The organism is Streptomyces sp. Ag109_G2-15 (assembly GCF_900215565.1).
Taxonomy (GTDB): domain Bacteria; phylum Actinomycetota; class Actinomycetes; order Streptomycetales; family Streptomycetaceae; genus Streptomyces; species Streptomyces diastatochromogenes.
In genome coordinates this window covers 209,728-229,070 of record NZ_OCNI01000001.1, presented here as the reverse complement: position 1 = coordinate 229,070, position 19,343 = coordinate 209,728, and the positions used below count along the sequence as shown (strand labels likewise).

Here is a 19,343-nt window from a genome sequence, read left to right as displayed (position 1 = left end):
TCAGCCCTTGACGCTGATGCCGCGGGACTTCAGGTCCTTGACCGTCCACTGCTGCATGTGCGCGAGCAGGTCGGTGACCTTCTGCTGCTTGCTGACGACCTTCGCCCAGCCGCTCTGCAGCTCGGTGAACATCGCGGTCCAGTCCGGGCCGAACGTCCAGTTCGTGGTGACCGTGTTCAGGCTGTCGGTGACGACCTTCTTGGCGGGCTCGTAGTGGGGGCCCAGCAGCTTGGCGGAGATCGCCTCGTCGACGTAGGCGGCACTGTTCCTCAGTGCCGGCATCACACCGTTGCCGGTGGTCGGGCTCGCCATCGTCTTCACCGCGCCGGCGTCGGTGGACATCCACAACGCGGCCTCGGCGGCCTGCTTCTGGTGCGTGCACTGCTTGGTGACCAGCGTGACGCTTCCGGTGAGGTTGGTGCCGGCCGGGGTCTTCGCGGCCTCGCCGGTGTAGGCCGGCCAGGGGGCGAGCGCCCACTTGCCGAAGGACTTGGTGAAGTTCTGCACCATGCCGGCCATCTGCCAGGTGGAGATCTGGCGGGTGGCGGTGCCGCCGTTGTCGTAGTTGCGCTGGACGGCCGCGTAATCGGCGAACGACAGCTTGGAGTTGAGGTCGTTGTCGATGATCTCCTGGATGACCTTGGCGGCCTTCAGGGTGCCCGGGTCCTGGAAGTCCACCTTCCAGGAGTTGCCGTCGATGCCGTACCAGTGGGCGCCGGCCTGCATGGCGAGCACCTCCAGCGTGCTGGGGTCCTCACCGGCGTAATTGGTGATCTTGATGCCGTGCTTCTTCAGCACCTTGCCGGCCGCGATGAACTCGTCCCAGGTGGTGGGGGGTTTGATGCCGTACTTGGTGAAGAGGTCGGTGCGGTAGATCGTGAAGTTCGGGGCCGAGCTGGTGGGGACGCCGTACAGCCGCCCCTGCACCTGCGCGGCCGCCCAGGAACCGGAGTTGAACTTGTCCTGGGCCGGGCGCACATACGAGGTGATGTCGGCGAGGGCGCCCTGGGAAACCCAACTGGTCACGTACTCGGCGGTGTTCTGCACCAGACAGGGGGCGTTGCCCGCCTTCACCGCGTTGGTCAGCTGCTTCTGCATGGTCAGCTGGTCGGTGACCTTCGTGTACTTGAGCTTGACGTCCTTGTGAGCGGCGTTGAACGCCTCGACCACGGCGTCCTGGCCGTTCGCCCAGCCCCAGAAGGGCAGGGTGACCGGGCCGTCGGCCGATGCGGAGTCGCCGGAACCGGATCCGCCGCAGGCGGAGAGCAGACCTGTCAGTGCGAGGCCCGCGACGGCGGCGCTGAGGAATCTTCTCCGGGGGCTGGTGGAGTTCATCTGACCGTGTTCCTTCGGAAGTTGGCGCTCCAGTGATTTAGAAACCGGTTTCCACGGGACAGTAGGATGGTCGAGCGGCTCCCAGCAAGGGGTATGAAGCCGATTCTTTCGGCGTACGGCCGGTCGAACGGCCCATCTGTAGCAACCGGTGCGCATGAGCAACCGGTTGCCGCCGAACGGTTTTCGAAAGTCCGCCATCCCTCTTGACGTCCCTTCTGCGCGGGATGACGCTCCCTTCATCGTTCATAGCAACCGGTTGCTCCCCGCGGTTGCGCTCTCGCTGTCCAGTTGCGTTCTCGCTCTCCACAGGAGTTGCTCATGAACCCGTCCCTGTCCCGCCGTACCGCCCTCCAGGCGGCGGGCGCCACCGCGCTCGCCGTCGGCATGTCCGGACTGAGGGCCCCGGCCGCCCGGGCCGACGACGACAACTCCCCGCCCAAGCTGGTCACTTATCCCCGCCCGGCCACCATGCCGACCAACACCGGCTTCAAGGTGCGGGTGCGCAGCGCCCCCGACGGCGACTGGCAGGCCCTGGACATCTGGCGGCCCCAGCTGGAGGAGATCAACCCCAGCACCGGCTCCGGCAAGGTCTACAACACCTCGATGGTGTACTTCGACTTCCACGGCGCCGTCGAAGTCGAGGTCACCTACCTCAAGGGCGGCACCACCAAGGCCCGGGTGAGACCGGACGCGCTCGGCATCTCACCCGAACTCCTCGGCGACACCCTGCGGTTCACCCTTGACGAGCCCAAGGACGTCGTCGTACAGATCAACGACGAGATCTTCGACTGTCTGCACGTCATCACCAACCGTGTCGAGCATCAGGCACCCTCCGCCGACGACCCCGACGTGCTCTACTTCGGCCCCGGCGTGCACACCGTCACCGGCGGCGTCCTCACCGTGCCCAGTGGCAAGACCGTCTACCTGGCCGGGGGAGCGGTCCTGACCGCCCAGGTCTACTTCAAGAACGTCGAGAAGGCCTGCCTGAAGGGCCACGGCATCCTGTACGCCAACCCCGGCGGCGCCATCCTCTGCGAGGGCAGCAGCAACATCCGGATCGAGGACGTCATCATCCTCAACCCGGCCGGCTACGCGGGCACCTTCGGCGAGAGCCACAACGTCCATGTCAGAAAGGCCCGTTCGTTCAGCTCCAAGGGCAACGGCGACGGCTTCGACGTCTTCTCCTCGACCGGCGTCCTCTTCGACGGCTGCTTCATGCGCAACTCCGACGACTGCTTCGCCATCTACGCCCACCGCTGGAACTACTACGGCGACACCCGCGACATCACCATCCAGAACTGCACCCTGTGGGCCGACGTCGCCCACCCCGTCAACGTCGGCACCCACGGCAACACCGACGCCCCCGAGACCATCGAGAACCTGGTCATCAGGAACGTCGACATCCTCGACCACCGCGAACCTCAGATGGGCTACCAGGGTTGCATCGCCCTCAATCCCGGCGACTCCAACCTGATCAAGAACGTCCGCATCGAGGACGTACGGATCGAGGACTTCCGCTGGGGCCAGGTCATCCACCTGCGGGTCATGTACAACACCAAGTACAACACCTCGGTCGGCCGCGGTATCGAGGACGTGTACGTCAAGAACCTCACCTACACCGGCACCCACGCCAACCCGTCGCTCCTCCTCGGCTACGACGCCGACCACGCGATCAAGAACGTCACCTTCGAGAACCTGGTGATCAACGGCAGGGTCATCGCGGACTCGATGCAGAAGCCGAAGTGGTACCAGACCACCGACGCCATCCAGTGGTTCGCCAACGAGCACGTGCTGAACCTGCGCTTCCTCACCACCGCCGAGGCGGCCGCTCAGTGAGCCCGATCAGCCGACGGGGCCTGCTGCGGACGTCGGGGGCGGTGCTGCTCGCGGCGGGCGCGAACACGCTCTTCGTGCCCGGGGCCCGGGCGGAGACGGGCGGGGAGGGCCGGGCGCGGCGGTTCGCCCACCCCGGCATCCTGCATACAGCCGACGATCTCACCCGTATGCGGTCGGCGGTCGACAGTCGGCAGTCGCCCGTGTACGACGGCTACCTCGCTCTCGCCGCCCACCCTCGTTCGCAGACCGCATACAGCATCCAGAACACCGGCCAGATCACCTCCTGGGGCCGGGGCCCGTCGAACTACATGAACCAGGCCGTCGCCGACTCGGCCGCCGCCTACCAGAACGCCCTGCTGTGGGCCGTCACCGGCGAGAGCGCACACGCCGACAAGGCCCGGGACATCCTCAACGCCTGGTCGGCCTCGCTGCAGATCATCACCGGCGCCGACGGACCCCTCGGCGCGGGCCTGCAGGCCTTCAAGTTCGCCAACGCGGCCGAACTGCTGCGGCACACCGGCTACGACGGCTGGACGGACGCCGACATCGCCCGCTGCGCACGCTCCTTCCTCGACGTCTGGTATCCGGCCGTCTCCGGCTACATGCTCTACGCCAACGGCAACTGGGACCTCACCGCCGTCCAGACCATCCTGGCCATCGGCGTGTTCTGCGAGGAACCCACCCTGTTCGAGGACGCCCTCCGCTACGCGGCGGCCGGCGCCGGCAACGGCAGCGTCCGCCATCGCATCGTCACCGACGCGGGCCAGGGCCAGGAGTCCGGCCGCGACCAGGGCCACGAACAGCTCGCCGTAGGCCTCATGGGCGACATCGCCCAGACCGCCTGGAACCAGGGCGTCGACCTGTGGGGCCACGACGGCCGCCGCATCCTCGCGGGCGCCGAGTACGCCGCCCGCTACAACCTCGGCGGCGACGTCCCCTTCACCCCCGACCTCGACCGCACCGGCAAGTACATCAAGAGGACCGTCTCGGCGACCGGGCGCGGCACCCTGCCACCGGTCTACGAGATGTACTACGCCCACTACGCGGGCGTCCGCGGCCTGGACGCCCCCTGGACCGAGGCCGCCGTCTTCCGCGGGCCCTCGGGCGCCCGGATCGTCGAGGGCAGCAACGACGACCTGCCCAGCTGGGGCACCTTCGCCTACGCCGGCGCCACCGCCCCCGCACCGAGCGCGCCCTCGGCACCGGCCGGGATCACCGCCGCAGGCGACGACCACGCGGTCACCGTGTCCTGGCTCCCCTCCGCCGGAGCCACCGGCTATCGCGTACGGCGCGCCGAGCACCCGCAGGGACCGTACGAGGAGATCGCCTCCGGGCTCACCGAGCCGACGTACAGCGACGCCGGCGTGCGGACCGGGCGGACGTACCACTACACGGTCGGCGCGACCAACTCATCCGGTGTGAGCGGCACTTCGGCCGTCGTCTCGGCCACCGCCGGGCTGCCCGGGCCCTGGGCCACCCAGGACATCGGGGCCGTACGGCTCCCGGGGGCGGCGCACTTCGACGGCGAGCGGTTCGTGCTGGAGGCGAGCGGCACCGCCGACTCGTACCGCCTGGTCCACCTCCCGCTGCACGGCGACGGCACCGTCACCGCGCGGATCGTGTGGCCGCTCAGCTCGCAGTACTCCAAGATCGGCGTCACCCTGCGTGCCGGCACCGACCCGGCGGCGGCGCACGCCTCCATGCTGATCCAGGGCCTGCCGCTGCACACCTGGAGCGGGGTGTGGACCGTACGCCCGCGGGACGGCGGGGAGGTGTCGGCGACCGGCAGTACACCGGTGCCGCCCGGCCAGCAGCAGACGATCACCACCGGGGCGGCCTTTCCGATCTCCGACCTGGGGGAGCTGCCCGAGTCGGCGACCCCGCTGGAGGCTCCGTATGTCGAGGGTGCCGGTGACGGATACCGGATGCGGGCGCCGTACTGGGTGCGGGTGACCCGCGCGGGCAACCGCTGCAGCGGGGCGATCTCGGCGGACGGTATGCGGTGGACCGAGGTGGGGTCGACGGTATGCGATCTGCCGCATACCGCCTACGCCGGCCTCGTCCTCACCTCCTGCCTCGGCGTCGACGAGGAGTACGCCGAGACCGGCACCGGCGCCTTCGACAACGTCAGCGTGACCTCGGGCGAGCGCTCCGTCTATCGCGTCCCCCGCCCCGCCCGCACCGTCACCGACCTGCGCGCCACCACGGACGCCGCCGGAGTCGACCTGGCCTGGACCGACCCCGACCCCGCCGCCCGCTACACCGTCCTGCGCTCGCTCTGGGCCCACGGCCCCTACATCACCCTCGCCACCGGCGTCGGCGCGGTCGGCTTCGGCACCCGCGTCCGGTACACCGACGCGAGCGGCGACCCCGGAACGGCGTACCGCTATGCCGTCACCAAGACCAACTGTGCGGGAAACGGCCCCCGTTCGACGCCTGTGCGTGCCGTGATGCCCAGCGTCACCGTCAGTGCACCAGAGACCGAGTCGGCCGCCTCAGCTCTGCCCGCGCCCTGGAGCAGTGGTGACCTCGGTGACGTGGTCCGCGACCGTCGGGCCTTCGGGACGCTCGGTGTGGTCGCCGTGCTCCCCCCGGGCGACGCCGCCTACGCCGACGGCACCTTCACCGTGCGCGGCGCGGGCAGCGACCTCAATGTCAACTCGCAAGGGATGACAGCGCAGTTCGTGCGCCGGCCCGTCGCCGGGGACGCTGAGATCACCGCGCGGCTCGTCTCCCGCTCCGGGGCCGGTGCCGATCGGGTCGGGTTGCTCATGGCCAAGTCGCTGTCGCCGTTCGACCAGGCGGCCGGGCTGATCGTCACCGGCGGCGCCAGCGCCCAGCTCATGCTGCGGCCCACCGTCGCCGGAGCGTCCGCCTTCTCCGGCACCACCCCCGTCCAACTCCCCCTGCTGCTAAGGCTTAAGCGCACCGGGACCGCCTTCACCGCGGCCGTCTCCACCGACGACGGCGTCACCTGGACCCCTCTTTCCACCGGCGCGATCCCGTCCTTCGGTGACGCCCCCTACTACGCGGGCCTCGTGGTGTGCTCCCGCACCCCGCAGGCCCTCGCCAGCGCGCAATTCGAAGAGGTGAGCATCACGCCCACCTGACCTTTCCCCACGAAGGAGAACCATCGCGATGAGCCGCCGCGAGCAACACCACCCCCACACCGACGAGTTGAGCCGCCGCAGTCTGCTGAAGGCCACCGGCGGGCTCGCCGCCGCCCTCGCCGTCGGTTCCGCGTCCGCCGCCTCCACGGCGCACGCGGCACCGGCGAGCTTCACCCACCCCGGCATGCTGCACAACTGGGGCGACATCAACCGGGCCAAGGTCAGGGTCGCCGCCGGCACCGACCCCTGGCTGTCCGGCTGGAACAAACTCACCGCCAACTCCCACGCCCAGTCCACCTGGACCCCCAACCCCCAGTCCACGATCGTCCGCGGCGGCACCGGCGAGAACTACGGCATCCTCTACAACGACATCGCCGCCGCCTACCAGAACGCCCTGCGCTGGAACGTGGCCGGCACCTCCGCGCACGGCGACTGCGCCGTACGGATCCTCAACGCCTGGGCGTCCACCCTCACCACCGTCACCGGCAACGCCGACCGCTTCCTCGCCGCCGGGATCTACGGCTGGCAGCTCGCCAACGCCGCCGAACTCGTGCGCGGCCACGCCGGCTTCGACCTCGCCGCCTTCCAGAAGATGATGGTCAGCGTCTTCTACCCGCTCAACAACCAGTTCCTGACCGGCCACAACGACGCCTGCATCACCAACTACTGGGCCAACTGGGACCTGTGCAACATGGCCTCGATCATGGCCATCGGCATCCTCACCGACGACGCCGCCAAGTACGACCAGGCCGTCACCTACTTCAAGTCCGGCGCCGGCAACGGCTCCATCGGGCATGCCGTGCCCTACCTGTACACCGACTCCGCCGGATACGCCCTCGGCCAGTGGCAGGAGTCCGGCCGCGACCAGGCCCACAGCATCATGGGCATGGGCCAGATGGGCGCCCTCTGCGAGATGGCCTGGAACCAGGGCGACGACCTGTACTCCTACGACAACCGTCGCTTCATGAAGGCCGCCCAGTACGTGGCCAAGTACAACCTCGGCCAGGACGTCCCGTACACCACCTACACCTGGGGCAGCGGCCAGAACTGCGCCCAGCAGTCCCAGACCGCCATCTCCGCGGCCTCCCGCGGCCAGGTCCGCCCGGTGTGGGCGATGCTCCACTACCACTACAACCGGCGCCTCTACCTCGACGACCAGTACATCGCCCAGATGTGCTTCTCGGTGGCCCCCGAGGGCGGAGGCGGCGACTACGGCTCCACCTCCGGCGGCTACGACCAGCTCGGCTTCGGCACCCTCATGTACGCCAAGTAGGGGGTCGTCCATCCCAGGACGCCCGTCGCGTGGTCCGCGCTCCCGCCCCGGGCGGGGGCCGGACCACGGGCTCTCACAGTGCGCGCTGTTCGGCGCGCATCGGCAGCGGGCCCGGGGAGAGGGTGGTGAAGGCACGCGGGCGGACGGTGTACGACGGCTCCGGGCGCAGGCGCCACCGGGGCAGGATGGTGGCGAGGGCCAGGTGGACCTGGGCGAGGCTGAACGCGTTGCCGATGCACTTGTGCGGGCCCGCGCCGTAGGGCAGGAAGGCGTGGCCGGTACCGGTGTAGGACAGCTCCCCCTCGGGGCGGTCCGGGTCGAACCGGTCGGGGCGGGGATGGTGGCCGGGCGCGTGGTGGAGAGCGTACGGGCTGTAGAAGACGTAGGCGCCTTCCGGGATGCGGTGACCGCCGAGTCGAGCACCGGTCGCGGCACGGCGGGGGGTGAGCCAGGCCGGTGGGTACAGACGCAGGGTCTCGGCGACGACACGGCGCAGCAGGCCGAGACGGGGCAGGTCCTCCAGAGTAGGAGGTTTGTCGCCGAGTTCGCGCCGGAGTTCGGTGTTCAGGCGCCGGTCGACGTCGGGGTGCGCGCCGAGCAGGTGCAGGGTCCAGGCGAGCAGGGCGGCGGTGGTGTCCGTACCCGCGAGGAGGAGCGTCATGACCTCGTCGTGGATCTGCTGCTCGGCCAGGGGCTGACCGGTGTGTTCGTCGCGGGCGGCGAGCAGCGCGGTCAGCAGGTCGGGGCTCGGGGTGGGGTCCTGCCGACGGCCGTCGACGAGCTGCGTCACGAGGGCGTGCAAGCGGCGTACGGCGGTGGTGTAGGCGCGGTTCTCGCGCGTGGGCAGCGCGTGGAGCCAGCCGACCGGGAGCGCGGCGCGCTTGCCGACGCCGGCGAAGGCGACGGGCAGGTGCGTGGTGATCTCGTGCACCGCGTCGTCGGGCAGGCGTACCGAGTACAGGCAGCGGGTCAGCGCGGCGGCGGCGATCCGGTACATCTCCCGGTCGACGCGCAGGAGTTGGCCGTTCTGCCACGCGGCACCGCGTTCCTCGGCGACGGCGGTCATGATCCGGGCGTAGTGCTCCATGCGGTGGGGATGGAACAGGGGCTGGAGCGCGCGGCGCTGTCGCAGGTGCGTCTCGCCCTCGCTCGTCCCCAGGCCGTTGCCCACGAGGACACGCACGGTCTCCCACAGCGGGCTGCCGGTCTTGGTGAACTCCTGGTGCCGTACGACGAGCAGCTCGTGGACCAGCCTGGGGTGGTTGACCAGGTATCCCGGGACCGGTCCCAGCCGCAGGGCGACCAGATCGGCCTGTCCGCACAGCGAGTCGAGGAACCGCAGGGGACGGAAACGCAGTTGCCAGGCATGCCCCAGCAACGGAAGAGCCCCCGGGGCGGCGGCCAGGGTCGCGGCGCGGTCCGGGGGTTCGGTGTCAGGGGTGGAAGGCTCGGCAGTCATCGTCAAAGGGCCCCTCTCCCGTGTCGGACGCGGCCGGGAAAAGACCATCACCCGCTCCCACCACCCCGAAAGCCGCTCCGCCACGCGCACGGGCGCACGCGGGGGAGCACGGCAGGCCGGACACGTTGGCCTGATGGCGTCGCTGCGGCGACCGTCAGGGCCTTCGTACGCCCGAACGGCCCAGCGTGGGGTCTGTGCACCGGAATACATCCGGGCGATGTGGTGCTCTGATGTGAGCGGTGTACGCGCACGGTGAAGGGCTGGTGGGCGATGACGGCAGACCAGACGGGCCCCGTGGTCACGACGCCCCACGGGGCCGTACGCGGTCGGTACGAGCAGGGCATCGCGGTGTTCCGGGGCATTCCCTACGCGGCCCCGCCCTTCGGCCCCCGGCGGTTCCGGCCGCCCGAGCCGCCCGAGCCCTGGGACGGGATCCGCGACGCCGGAGCCTTCGGGCCCACCGCGCCGAAACCTCCGTACTCCGAGGCGTTCGCCCAGTACCTGTCGGACCCGGTCATCCCCGGCGACGACTGCCTCAACCTCAACGTGTGGACTCCCGAGCCGGGCCCCGGCGCCCGGCTCCCGGTCCTGGTGTGGCTGCACGGCGGAGCCCTGACCAGGGGATCCTCGGCCGTACCCGTGTACGACGGACGCACGTTCGCCCGTGATGGAGTCGTCTGCGTCTCGGTCAACTACCGGCTGGGAGTGGAGGGCTACGGGCTGTTCCCGGACGCACCGCCCAACCCCGGCCTGCGCGACCAGCTCGCCGCCCTGCGCTGGGTGCACCGGAGCATCGCGGCCTTCGGCGGCGACCCCGGCAACGTGACCCTCTGCGGACAGTCGGCCGGTGCCATCAGCGCCGGCGTCCTGATCGCCGCACCCCAGACCCAGGGCCTGGTACGCCGGGCGGTTCTGCAGAGCGGGCCGCCGGAAGTCTCGGAACGCGACAAGGTACGGCGCATGGTGCGCCGCATGGCCACCCGGCTGAGGATCCCCGCCACCGCCGAGGCCTTCGCCACCGTCGACCGCGACCTGCTGCTGCGCACCCAGGCCGAGGTGGGGCGGCTCAGCAGCCCCGTCCTGGGCGGCCCCTCCTTCGGCATCGTCGTCGACGGCGACCTCGTACCCCGCGACCCGCTCCAGGCCCTCATCGACGGCAAGGCCGCCCAGGGCGTGGACCTGCTCCTGGGCTGGACCCGGGACGAGTACCGGCTGTGGCTGGTGCCCGGCGGACTCCTGGAGCGCGTCGACCGGCTCGGCCCGGTCGCCCTGGCCGGAGCCATGGCCCGCTGTCACGTCGGCCACGAGGTCCCCCGCGGTTACCGCACCCTGCACCCCGACGCCGGCATCGCCGAGATCGTCGGCCAGATGGTCACCGACCACCTGCTGCGCATCCCGCTGCACCGGCTGGCCGACGCCCGCCCCGGCACCTCGTACCTCTACGAGTTCGCCTGGCCGTCCCGCCTCCCCGGCCTCGCCGCCTGCCACGCCCTGGAGCTGGGGTTCGTCTTCGACACCGGCGACGTCCCGGAATCCGCCCGGCTGGCCGGCGAGGGAGCTCCGCCGGAGCTGTGCACCACGATGCACGCGGCCTGGGTACGGTTCGCCGCGACCGGGGATCCGGGCTGGCAGGCCTGGGACGCCTCCCATCCGGTACGGATCTTCGACGAGGGTGTCCCGCATACCGCATACGGTCCACGGGATCCGGAACTCGACCTCTGGTCGACCGCCGCCACGGTCCCGGATCCGACCCCCGCCTCCGACGCCCGGGCCCCCGGAGCCGAACTCGCCTCGGCGGTACGGCGGTTGCGGCGCTCGGTGGGGGCACGGCGCCGCTGACTCGTCGACCCGTCAGTCACCTACCGCCGCCACCGACCCCCGCACCACCACATGCGTGCCCAGCAGCAGATGCTCGTCGGCCGTGTCGGCGGTGTGGTCCAGCGCGGTGCGCACCGCCAGCCGGCCCAGCTCCTCGTACGGCACGTGCACCGTCGTCAGCGCCGGGTGCAGGTCGCGGGCGAACGGTATGTCGTCGTACCCGGCCAGCGACACGTCCCCCGGCACGTCCAGGCCGGCCTCGTGCAGCGCGGTCAGCGCGCCCGCGGCGACCATGTCGGTGGCGGCCACCACGGCCGTGAACTCCAGGCCGTGCTCCAGCGCCTGGCGCATGAGGCGGTGGCCGGAGTCGCGGGTGAAGTCGCCGTGGAGGAGCAGTTCCGGGTCCGGGTCCAGGCCCCGCGCGCGGTGGGCGGCGAGGTAGCCGCGCTCGCGGCCCTGGGCCGTGGTGTGGTCCGGTCTGCCGCCCAGGAACAGCACGCGCCGGTGGCCCTGGGCCAGCACATGGGCCACCAGGGCGCAGGCGCCGCCCTCGTTGTCGTACTCGATCACCGTCACCGGCGCCCCGGGGCCGAGCGGCGGCCGTCCGCACAGCACCAGCCGGGAGCCCGCCGAGGCCAGCGAGTCGGCGATACGGCGCGTGCGCTCGCGGTACTCGGGGGTGTCCGCGGTGCCCCCGACGAGGATCACCGCGGCCGCCCGCTGGGCGCGCATCATCTCGATGAACTCCAGCTCGTGCCGCACGTCCCCGTCCGTGCTGCACACCAGGCACAGATGGCCGAGCCGGGCCGCCTCACGCTCCACACCCTGCGCCATGTGCGCGAACGACGGCCCCGTGATGTCCTCCAGCACGAACGCCAGCGTCGGCGTCCCCGCCCCGGCGATCGCCTTCGCGCGCGCGTCGGCCACGTAGTCCATCTCGCGGACCGCCCGCAGCACCCGCGTCCGCGTGGCCGCACTCACCGGATACACCCCGCCCAGCACCCGCGACACCGTCGACGCGGACACTCCGGCCCGCGCCGCCACGTCCCGGATGGTGCTGCGCCCGGCGTCCTCGCTCTTCCTCGTCATGCCCGCCTCGTCCCTCCCCGGGCAGGGTGGCCCGCCCCCTCGGGAACTGCGGCAACATGACGGCAACCGGTTCCCGGTCGGAGGCTAGCAGTGGGGAGGGGCCGGAGCGGTGGCCTGCGCCGGGCCGGGCCCCGCCCAAGGGGCGGTCGGCCGCCGCGAGTTCAACGGGTGAGTGCCCTGCGCAGCGCGGCCAGTACGTCCCGCGCGGAGTGCAGCAGGAGGACGAGGACGCGGTGGGCGGCGTTGCGCCGGTGCCGGTGGTGGGACCACACGGCCGGGACGATCACACCGGCGAACAACAGCAGGAACATGACGAGGAACAGCGTGCCGAACGGGGTGAGGAACTCGGCGGACCAGACGACGACGGCCATGGGCACTCCCGGATCGAGGGTGGGCGGGTACGGAAGCCGCGTGCGGCGGCAGACATGAAGGTGTCCGTCCAGCGGGGCGTTCCGCGACCGTCTGCGCACCTTGGCCGGCCGGCCCGCGAAGTGCCTGTTCAGCGCCGTAGACTTCCGGGGCGTCCAGTCCCGTCCGCTGGACGGTCGAACGCTGGGGGAGCGGGTGGCGAACGGAACGCGCGAGGGGGGCGCGGGGGAGTCCTTCCGGGCAGGACTGCGCCGGCTCGGGGAGTTGCACCGGGTCCGGCTGGCCGGGAGCCCGAGCCTGTCGGTGCTGGCACGGGCGGCCGGGGTGAGGTCCAAGTCGACGGTCAGTGCGTGGCTGGACGGCGACCGGATGCCGAACGATGTCGAGCATCTGCTCGGCGTGGTCCGGAAGTTGCGCGAGCAGGCGAGCGCGCTGGAGCAAGCGATTCCTGCCGTGGACCAGGAGTTGCTGCAACCGGCCTGGTGGCGTGAGCGCTACACGGAGCTGGCGGGCGCACGGAACCACGCCACGGGGCTGGCGGTGCAGAGTGCGCAGGCCGCCCGAGCCGTGGAACGGTACGACGCGGAATCCCGCCGCGCCGCGCTGCCGGACCTGCCCCGGCCGGTCGCCGACTGGCATCCCGGCGGCCTCGGAGTGCACCCCGCCGTCCCCGGCACCGCGGGTGCTCCCGGCGGCACGACCGGCGCGGCGTCGACGGAATTCACCCTGCCCACCCATGTGACCGACTTCGTCCTGCCCACCTATGTTCCGCGCGACCACGACCGACACCTGCGACACCGGCTGCGGCGGGCGGCGCTCGGTCAGGATCCGGCCCTCGTGCTCGTCCTGGGCGAGTCCTGCACCGGCAAGACACGGACCGCGTACGAGGCGGTACGGGGCTGCCTGCCGGACTGGGACCTGGTCTTCCCGAAGGACTCCGACAGCCTGCTCGGCCTGCTCGACGCCGGCCTGGCACGTCCACGGACCGTGCTGTGGCTGGACGAAGGGCAGAACTTCCTCGCCCGGGAGCGGGGCGAGGAAGGCGCCGCACAGCTGCGCCGACTTCTGGAGCGGCCCCAGCCGATCGTCGTGCTGATGACCATGTGGCGTGAGCACCACCGCGCGCTGACCGCCCAGCCCGACGCCCCCGGCAAGGACCCGCACCCGCAGGCGCGGGCCCTGCTCACGCAGGCGATCGGATTCCGGGTTCCGGCGGCCTTCTCGCCCGATGCCCTGCGCGACATCAGCGGCACGCGCGATCCCTCCCTGGCCGTGGCGAGCCTCGCGAGCCGGGACGGCACCCTCACCCAGACGCTGGCGGCCGGACCGCAGCTCGTCGAGTACTACGAGGCCGCCGACGGCTCACCGGCCTGCTACGGCAAGGCGGTTCTCACGGCGGCGATGGACGCGCGGCGCCTGGGCCACGGTCCCGCGCTCCCGGACCGCTTCCTGGAAGCGGCCGCCCCGGCGTATCTCAACGAGACACAGCGGGCCGGAGCCGCAGCCGACTGGTTCGCCGGGGCGCTGGACCACGGGCGGCATCGGATCAAGGGAGTCGTGGCCCCCTTGGGCGAGGTGGCCGCGGCCGGCGGGATGGGCGCGCGGCCGGGGCAGCGAAGGCTGGCCGACTACCTCGACCAGTACGGTCGCCTCGCGAGGTCCTACGTCTGTCCCGGCGCGCCTTTCTGGGAGGCGGCCGAGCGGTTCGCGGCCGACGCCGCCGACCTGTACGAGCTGGCGAACTCCGCCCGCCGCAGAGGACGGTACGCCGTCGCCGACACCCTCTTCCGGAGGGCGGCCGAGCGAGGGCACGCCCCTGCGTGGACCGCGATGGCGAGCCTTCGGGAGACCCGCGGATGCCGGGAGGAAGCCGTCGAGCTGATTTGGAAGGGGCACGACGCGGGTGACTCCACCGCACTGCTCGATCTCGTCACCTGGCATGAGGAGGACGGCGATGTCGAGGCGGTGCGACGGCTTGTTCCTGAGATCATCGGGACCGGCCATCCGGAGGCCCTGCTCTTCGTCGCGGAAGGCAAGGAACTCGCGGGCAGCGAGTACGAGGTGGAGCGGCTGGCCAAGGCCGCGGCCGAACTCGGCTGGGCCGCGGCGCTGACCTTCCTGGGCCGCCGTCGCATGCTCGCCGGAGAACTGCGCGCGGCGGCGCGGTACTTCCGCACGGCCGTCGCCGCCGGAGACCACCATGCCGCTTTCGAACTGGCCCGTATGCGGCTGGTGGACGAAGACGACGTGCCCGGTGCCGTCGCGGCGGCGTATCAGGGGGCCGAGCTGGGCGACTTCTTCGTCCTGGGGACCATGGCTCAGCTCGTGATGAGCGTCGACCCGGCGGAGGGGGAACGCATGGCCCGGAACGCCGCGGCTCTGGGCGGCCTGAGCCCGGCACGGATGGTGAACCTGTCGTTCTGGGAGTACATGGGCCGACAGCAGGGCCTGGCCGTGCTCGCGGACCACGCCGAGGCGACGGACGGAGCCGGAGCGGGAGAGGCGATCCTGCGGGCGGCGGCCGACGAGGGAGACATGCACGCCATGGCGTGGCTGGCGCAGCGGCAGCGGGACTTCGGCGATCCGGTGGAGGCGGAGCGCCTCTACGAGCAGGCCGCCGAGGGCGGTCACGCCCCGGCGTTGTTGTCGCTTGCCCGCATCCGACGCGAGGCCGGTCACGTCTCCGAGGCCGAACGGCTGTGCCGGGTGGCGGTGGACGCGGGGGAACCGTCGGCCGTGGGGGAACTCGCCCAGACGTGGGAGGCCGCGGGCATGCCGGAGCGCGCGGGCAGCCTCATGGTGCACGGGCTGGACGCGGACGGTGAACCGGCCCTGCCCTGGCTGCCGAGCCGGCCGGAGCACGACACGTCACAGGGAATCCACGCGGTCAAGGGCTGGATCCAGATCCGGCACGGACGGGCGATCGAGCAGGACGAGCCGGACGAGCAGGACGAGCCGAACGAGCGCTGACAGAGCCCGACCGGGCGGGCGTTGCTCCAACCGGCTCGACCCGCCCTACACAGCCAGCGCCCCCGCAATCCCCGCAATACCCTCCGGCCCCACCCGGCAGCACCCCCCGATCAACCGCGCCCCCGCATCCCGCCACCCCTTCACCTGCTCGGTGCTGAACGTGGTCCGCCCCGTCCAGGCACGCGCCTCCGCGTCCCACGCCTCCCCGCTGTTGGGATAGACGACGACCGGCTTGCCGGTGACCCGGGCCGCGGTCTCGACGGCGTACTCCACATCCTCCGGGGCGCAGCAGTTCACACCGACCGCGATCACCTCGTCGACGTCGGCAGCCAGGGCGAAGGCCTCCTCCAGCGGCTGCCCGGCGCGGGTGCGCCGACCGTCGACGGTGTACGAGAGCCACGCCGGCACCCCGAGCCCCCGCACCGCCCGCAGCAGTGCCGCCGCCTCGTCGGTGTCCGGGATCGTCTCCAGGGCCAGTACATCCGGACCGGCAGCGGCGAGCACCTCCAGCCGCGGCCGGTGGAAGCGCTCCAGCTCGTCGACGCTCAGCCCGTACCGCCCCCGGTACTCGGAGCCGTCCGCGAGCATCGCCCCGTACGGCCCGACCGACGCTGCCACCCACAGCGGCCCCGCGACCCCGGCGTCCTGCGCCTCCCGTACCGCCTCCCGGGCCAGCTCCACGCTCAGCCCGAGCAGCCGGGCCGCCTCCGCGTGGCCGATCCCGCGCTTGGCGAAGCCCTCGAAGGTGGCCTGGTAGCTGGCGGTGATCGCCACGTTCGCGCCCGCCGTGAAGTAGGCGAGGTGCGCCTCGGTGACCGCCTCGGGCCGCTCGGCCAGCAGCCGCGCCGACCACAGTTCGTCGCTGAGGTCGTGCCCCGCGGACTCCAGCTGGTTGGACATGCCGCCGTCGAGCACGACCGTCCCGGCGGCAAGGGCTTCGGCGAGGCTGGGGGAGGTGTTGCTGCTCATGTCATGACGCTAGTCGATGCGGATACGGGTCCCGGATTGTGTCCACCTGATGAACAAATAGACCAGCATGTGGAACGCCGGGATACGATCACGGCCCCCATCCCCGCTGCACCCCCGTACGCCGCGCCGCGCCCCCGCGCGTCCCCACGCACCCCCGGAACCGTCATGACCGCCCCGCACACAGCCGACTCCACCGAGGCCGCCGAGCCCGAGGCCCGGCCCGCTTCTCCCCGCCGCACCTTCGGCCTGGCCGCCGCCACCGCCCTGGTGATGGGCAACATCATCGGCGGCGGCATCTTCGCGCTGCCCGCCACCGTCGCCCCGTACGGCACGGTCAGCCTGCTCGCCTTCGTCGTCCTGTCCGTCGCCGCCGTGCTACTCGCCCTGCTCTTCGGGAAGCTGGCCCGGCGCAGCCCGGTCACCGGCGGGCTGTACGTGTACCCGCGCGACGCGTTCGGCCCGTTCGCGGGATTCCTGTCGGCGTGGTCGTACTGGACGATGTGCTGGGTCAGCATCGCCGCGCTCGCGGTCGCCTTGGTCGGCTACGTCGACGTCCTCATACCCCTGCACGGCAACCACCTCGCCGAGGGCCTGGTCGCGCTCGCCGCGCTGTGGCTGCCCGCCGCGGCGAACTTCGCCGGCACCCGCTGGGTCGGCGCGGTCCAGATCGTCTCCACGATCCTGAAGTTCGTCCCCCTGCTCCTGGTCGCCACCATCGGCCTGTTCTTCGTCGACGCCGACAACTTCGGCCCCTTCAACGCCTCCGGCGACAGCGTCCCCGGCGCCCTCGCCGCCTCCGCCGCGCTGCTCCTGTACAGCTTCCTCGGCGTCGAGTCGGCGGCGGTCAGCGCGGGCGAGGTGGACGACCCGGAGCGCACGGTGGGCCGCGCGAGCATCCTCGGCACGCTCGGTTCCGCCCTCGTCTACATCCTGGGCACGGTCGCCGTCTTCGGCCTGGTCCCGCACGACAAGCTGGTCGCCTCCGGCGCGCCCTTCGCCGACGCGGTGGACGCGATCACCGGCGGCCACTGGGGCGGTACGGCGATCGCGCTGGTCGCCGTCGCCTCGATCGTCGGCTGCCTGAACGGCTGGATCCTGATGGCCGCGCAGATGCCGTACGCGGCCGCCCGCGACGGACTCTTCCCGGCGCCGTTCGCCAAGGTCGGCAAGGGCGGGGTGCCCGGCTTCGGGGTGTGGGCCTGCGTGGCCCTCGGCACGCTGCTGATCGCCCTGAACTACACCGCAGGGCCGGACACCACCTTCCGTGTCCTGGTCCTCATCACCACTTTCACCGGCTGCGTCCCGTACCTCCTCTCGGCCGCCGCCCAGCTGTACTGGCTGGCGCGCGGCACCCGCGAGCAGGTCCGCCCGGCCGGTCTGGCCCGCGACCTGATCGTCGCCGCGCTCTCCTTCGCCTTCTCCTTCTGGCTGATCGCGGGCGCCGGGTACGCGGCCGTCTACCAGGGCGTGCTGTTCCTGTTCGCGGGCATTCCGGTGTACGTGTGGCTGCGGGGGCGCCGGGAGCCGGCTGACGCGTCCTGAACTGCGTGAACCGCAGACGTTGCATGAAAATGCGAGATGCTGCATAATCTTGCCATGTCCAAGGTCCTCACCTCCCTCCCCACCGGCGAGCGCGTCGGTATCGCCTTCTCCGGCGGGCTCGACACCTCGGTCGCCGTTGCCTGGATGCGGGACAAGGGTGCCGTCCCGTGCACCTACACCGCCGACATCGGTCAGTACGACGAGCTCGACATCGAGTCGGTGCCCGGCCGCGCCTTCGCCTACGGCGCCGAGATCGCCCGCCTCGTCGACTGCCGTGCCGCGCTGGTCGAGGAAGGCCTGGCGGCGCTCGCCTGCGGCGCGTTCCACATCCGGTCGGGCGGGCGCCCGTACTTCAACACCACGCCGCTGGGGCGTGCCGTGACCGGCACGCTGCTGGTGCGGGCCATGCTCGAGGACGGCGTCCAGATCTGGGGCGACGGCTCCACCTTCAAGGGCAACGACATCGAGCGGTTCTACCGGTACGGGCTGCTCGCCAACCCGCACCTGCGGATCTACAAGCCCTGGCTGGACGCGGACTTCGTCACGGAGCTGGGCGGCCGCAAGGAGATGTCGGAGTGGCTGCTCGCGCACGGGCTGCCGTACCGGGACTCGACGGAGAAGGCGTACTCCACGGACGCCAACATCTGGGGCGCCACGCACGAGGCCAAGACCCTGGAGCACCTCGACACGGGCATCGAGACCGTCGACCCGATCATGGGTGTGCGGTTCTGGGACACGTCGGTGGAGATCGCCACGGAGGACGTGACGGTCGGCTTCGACCAGGGCCGCCCGGTCACCATCAACGGCAAGGAGTTCGCCTCCCCGGTCGACCTCGTCATGGAGGCCAACGCGATCGGCGGCCGGCACGGGCTCGGCATGTCCGACCAGATCGAGAACCGGATCATCGAGGCGAAGAGCCGCGGCATCTACGAGGCGCCCGGCATGGCGCTGCTGCACATCGTCTACGAGCGCCTGGTCAACGCGATCCACAACGAGGACACCGTGGCCGCGTACCACAACGAGGGCCGGCGCCTCGGCCGGCTGCTCTACGAGGGCCGCTGGCTGGACCCGCAGGCGCTGATGGTGCGGGAGTCGCTGCAGCGCTGGGTCGGCGCGGCGATCACCGGTGAGGTGACCCTGCGGCTGCGGCGCGGCGAGGACTACTCGGTCCTCGATACCCGTGGCCCGGCGCTCAGCTACCACCCGGACAAGCTCTCCATGGAGCGGACCGAGGACTCGGCGTTCGGCCCGGTGGACCGGATCGGCCAGCTGACCATGCGGAACCTGGACATCGCCGACTCCCGTGCCCGGCTGGAGCAGTACGCGGCCCTGGGTCTGGTCGGCACCGACCACCCGGCCCCGATCGGCGCGGCCCAGGCGGCCTCGACCGGTCTGATCGGCGCCATGGACCAGGGCGGCGCCGAGGCGATCGCCTCGCGCGGCGAGGCCACGGAAGAGGAGACGATGCTCGACCGTGCCGCGATGGAGTCCGGCACGGACTGACCCCGCGGTCGTACGTCCTCAGGCAGTGGGCCCCGGCGGATTCCGTTCCGCCGGGGCCCACTGCCGTATG

General features: G+C 71.5%; 12 protein-coding genes. 7 read left to right on the top strand and 5 right to left on the bottom strand.

The window, feature by feature from the left end; all coding sequences use genetic code 11:
- Positions 1–1,335, bottom strand: coding sequence for an ABC transporter substrate-binding protein (locus CRP49_RS00930; protein ID WP_097251697.1), 1,335 nt, complete (start codon positions 1,333–1,335; stop codon positions 1–3).
- 318 nt (positions 1,336–1,653) lie between these two features.
- On the opposite strand from CRP49_RS00930, the gene CRP49_RS00925 reads away from it, so the two are divergent.
- The 3 genes from CRP49_RS00925 to CRP49_RS00915 are packed head-to-tail and all read left to right on the top strand — an operon-like array spanning position 1,654 to position 7,554.
- Entirely contained in the window at positions 1,654–3,171 is a 1,518-nt protein-coding gene (locus CRP49_RS00925; RefSeq protein WP_097251696.1) for a glycosyl hydrolase family 28 protein, read from the top strand.
- Positions 3,168–6,281 carry an alginate lyase family protein gene (locus tag CRP49_RS00920; RefSeq protein ID WP_097251695.1) on the top strand — a complete coding sequence of 1,038 codons (3,114 nt, stop codon included), beginning with the start codon at positions 3,168–3,170 and terminating at the stop codon, positions 6,279–6,281. Before CRP49_RS00925 ends, CRP49_RS00920 begins: the two co-directional genes overlap by 4 nt.
- Before the next feature lie 28 nt (positions 6,282–6,309).
- The gene (locus tag CRP49_RS00915; protein WP_097251694.1) at positions 6,310–7,554 is read left to right on the top strand and encodes an alginate lyase family protein; all 1,245 of its coding nucleotides are present in this window, start codon (positions 6,310–6,312) and stop codon (positions 7,552–7,554) included.
- A gap of 73 nt (positions 7,555–7,627) precedes the next feature.
- Here CRP49_RS00915 and CRP49_RS00910 read toward each other — a convergent pair whose 3' ends face one another.
- Positions 7,628–9,013, bottom strand: coding sequence for a cytochrome P450 (locus CRP49_RS00910; protein ID WP_179851457.1), 1,386 nt, complete (start codon positions 9,011–9,013; stop codon positions 7,628–7,630).
- Between the two features lie 270 nt (positions 9,014–9,283).
- Between CRP49_RS00910 and CRP49_RS00905 the strand changes: the two genes are divergently transcribed.
- Positions 9,284–10,852: a carboxylesterase/lipase family protein gene (locus tag CRP49_RS00905; protein WP_179851456.1), complete on the top strand. Its 1,569-nt coding sequence runs from the start codon at positions 9,284–9,286 to the stop codon at positions 10,850–10,852.
- A 12-nt stretch (positions 10,853–10,864) separates the two neighbouring features.
- On the opposite strand, the gene CRP49_RS00900 is transcribed toward CRP49_RS00905, so the two are convergent.
- Entirely contained in the window at positions 10,865–11,920 is a 1,056-nt protein-coding gene (locus tag CRP49_RS00900) for a LacI family DNA-binding transcriptional regulator (protein WP_097251692.1), read from the bottom strand.
- A 161-nt stretch (positions 11,921–12,081) separates the two neighbouring features.
- On the bottom strand, positions 12,082–12,291 hold the full coding sequence (locus tag CRP49_RS00895; RefSeq protein WP_094219952.1) for a hypothetical protein: 210 nt from the start codon (positions 12,289–12,291) through the stop codon (positions 12,082–12,084).
- 193 nt (positions 12,292–12,484) lie between these two features.
- On the opposite strand from CRP49_RS00895, the gene CRP49_RS00890 reads away from it, so the two are divergent.
- Complete coding sequence (locus CRP49_RS00890; protein ID WP_097251691.1) at positions 12,485–15,259, top strand: sel1 repeat family protein; 2,775 nt, start codon at positions 12,485–12,487, stop codon at positions 15,257–15,259.
- 45 nt (positions 15,260–15,304) lie between these two features.
- Here CRP49_RS00890 and mmuM read toward each other — a convergent pair whose 3' ends face one another.
- Entirely contained in the window at positions 15,305–16,228 is a 924-nt protein-coding gene (gene mmuM / locus CRP49_RS00885) for a homocysteine S-methyltransferase (protein ID WP_097251690.1), read from the bottom strand.
- A gap of 165 nt (positions 16,229–16,393) precedes the next feature.
- Between mmuM and CRP49_RS00880 the strand changes: the two genes are divergently transcribed.
- Positions 16,394–17,770, top strand: a complete 1,377-nt coding sequence (locus CRP49_RS00880) for an amino acid permease (RefSeq protein WP_097251689.1) — start codon at positions 16,394–16,396, stop codon at positions 17,768–17,770.
- A 54-nt stretch (positions 17,771–17,824) separates the two neighbouring features.
- A complete protein-coding gene (argG, locus tag CRP49_RS00875; RefSeq protein ID WP_097251688.1) occupies positions 17,825–19,273 on the top strand; it encodes an argininosuccinate synthase in 1,449 nt (482 codons plus the stop codon).
- Positions 19,274–19,343 lie beyond the last annotated feature (70 nt).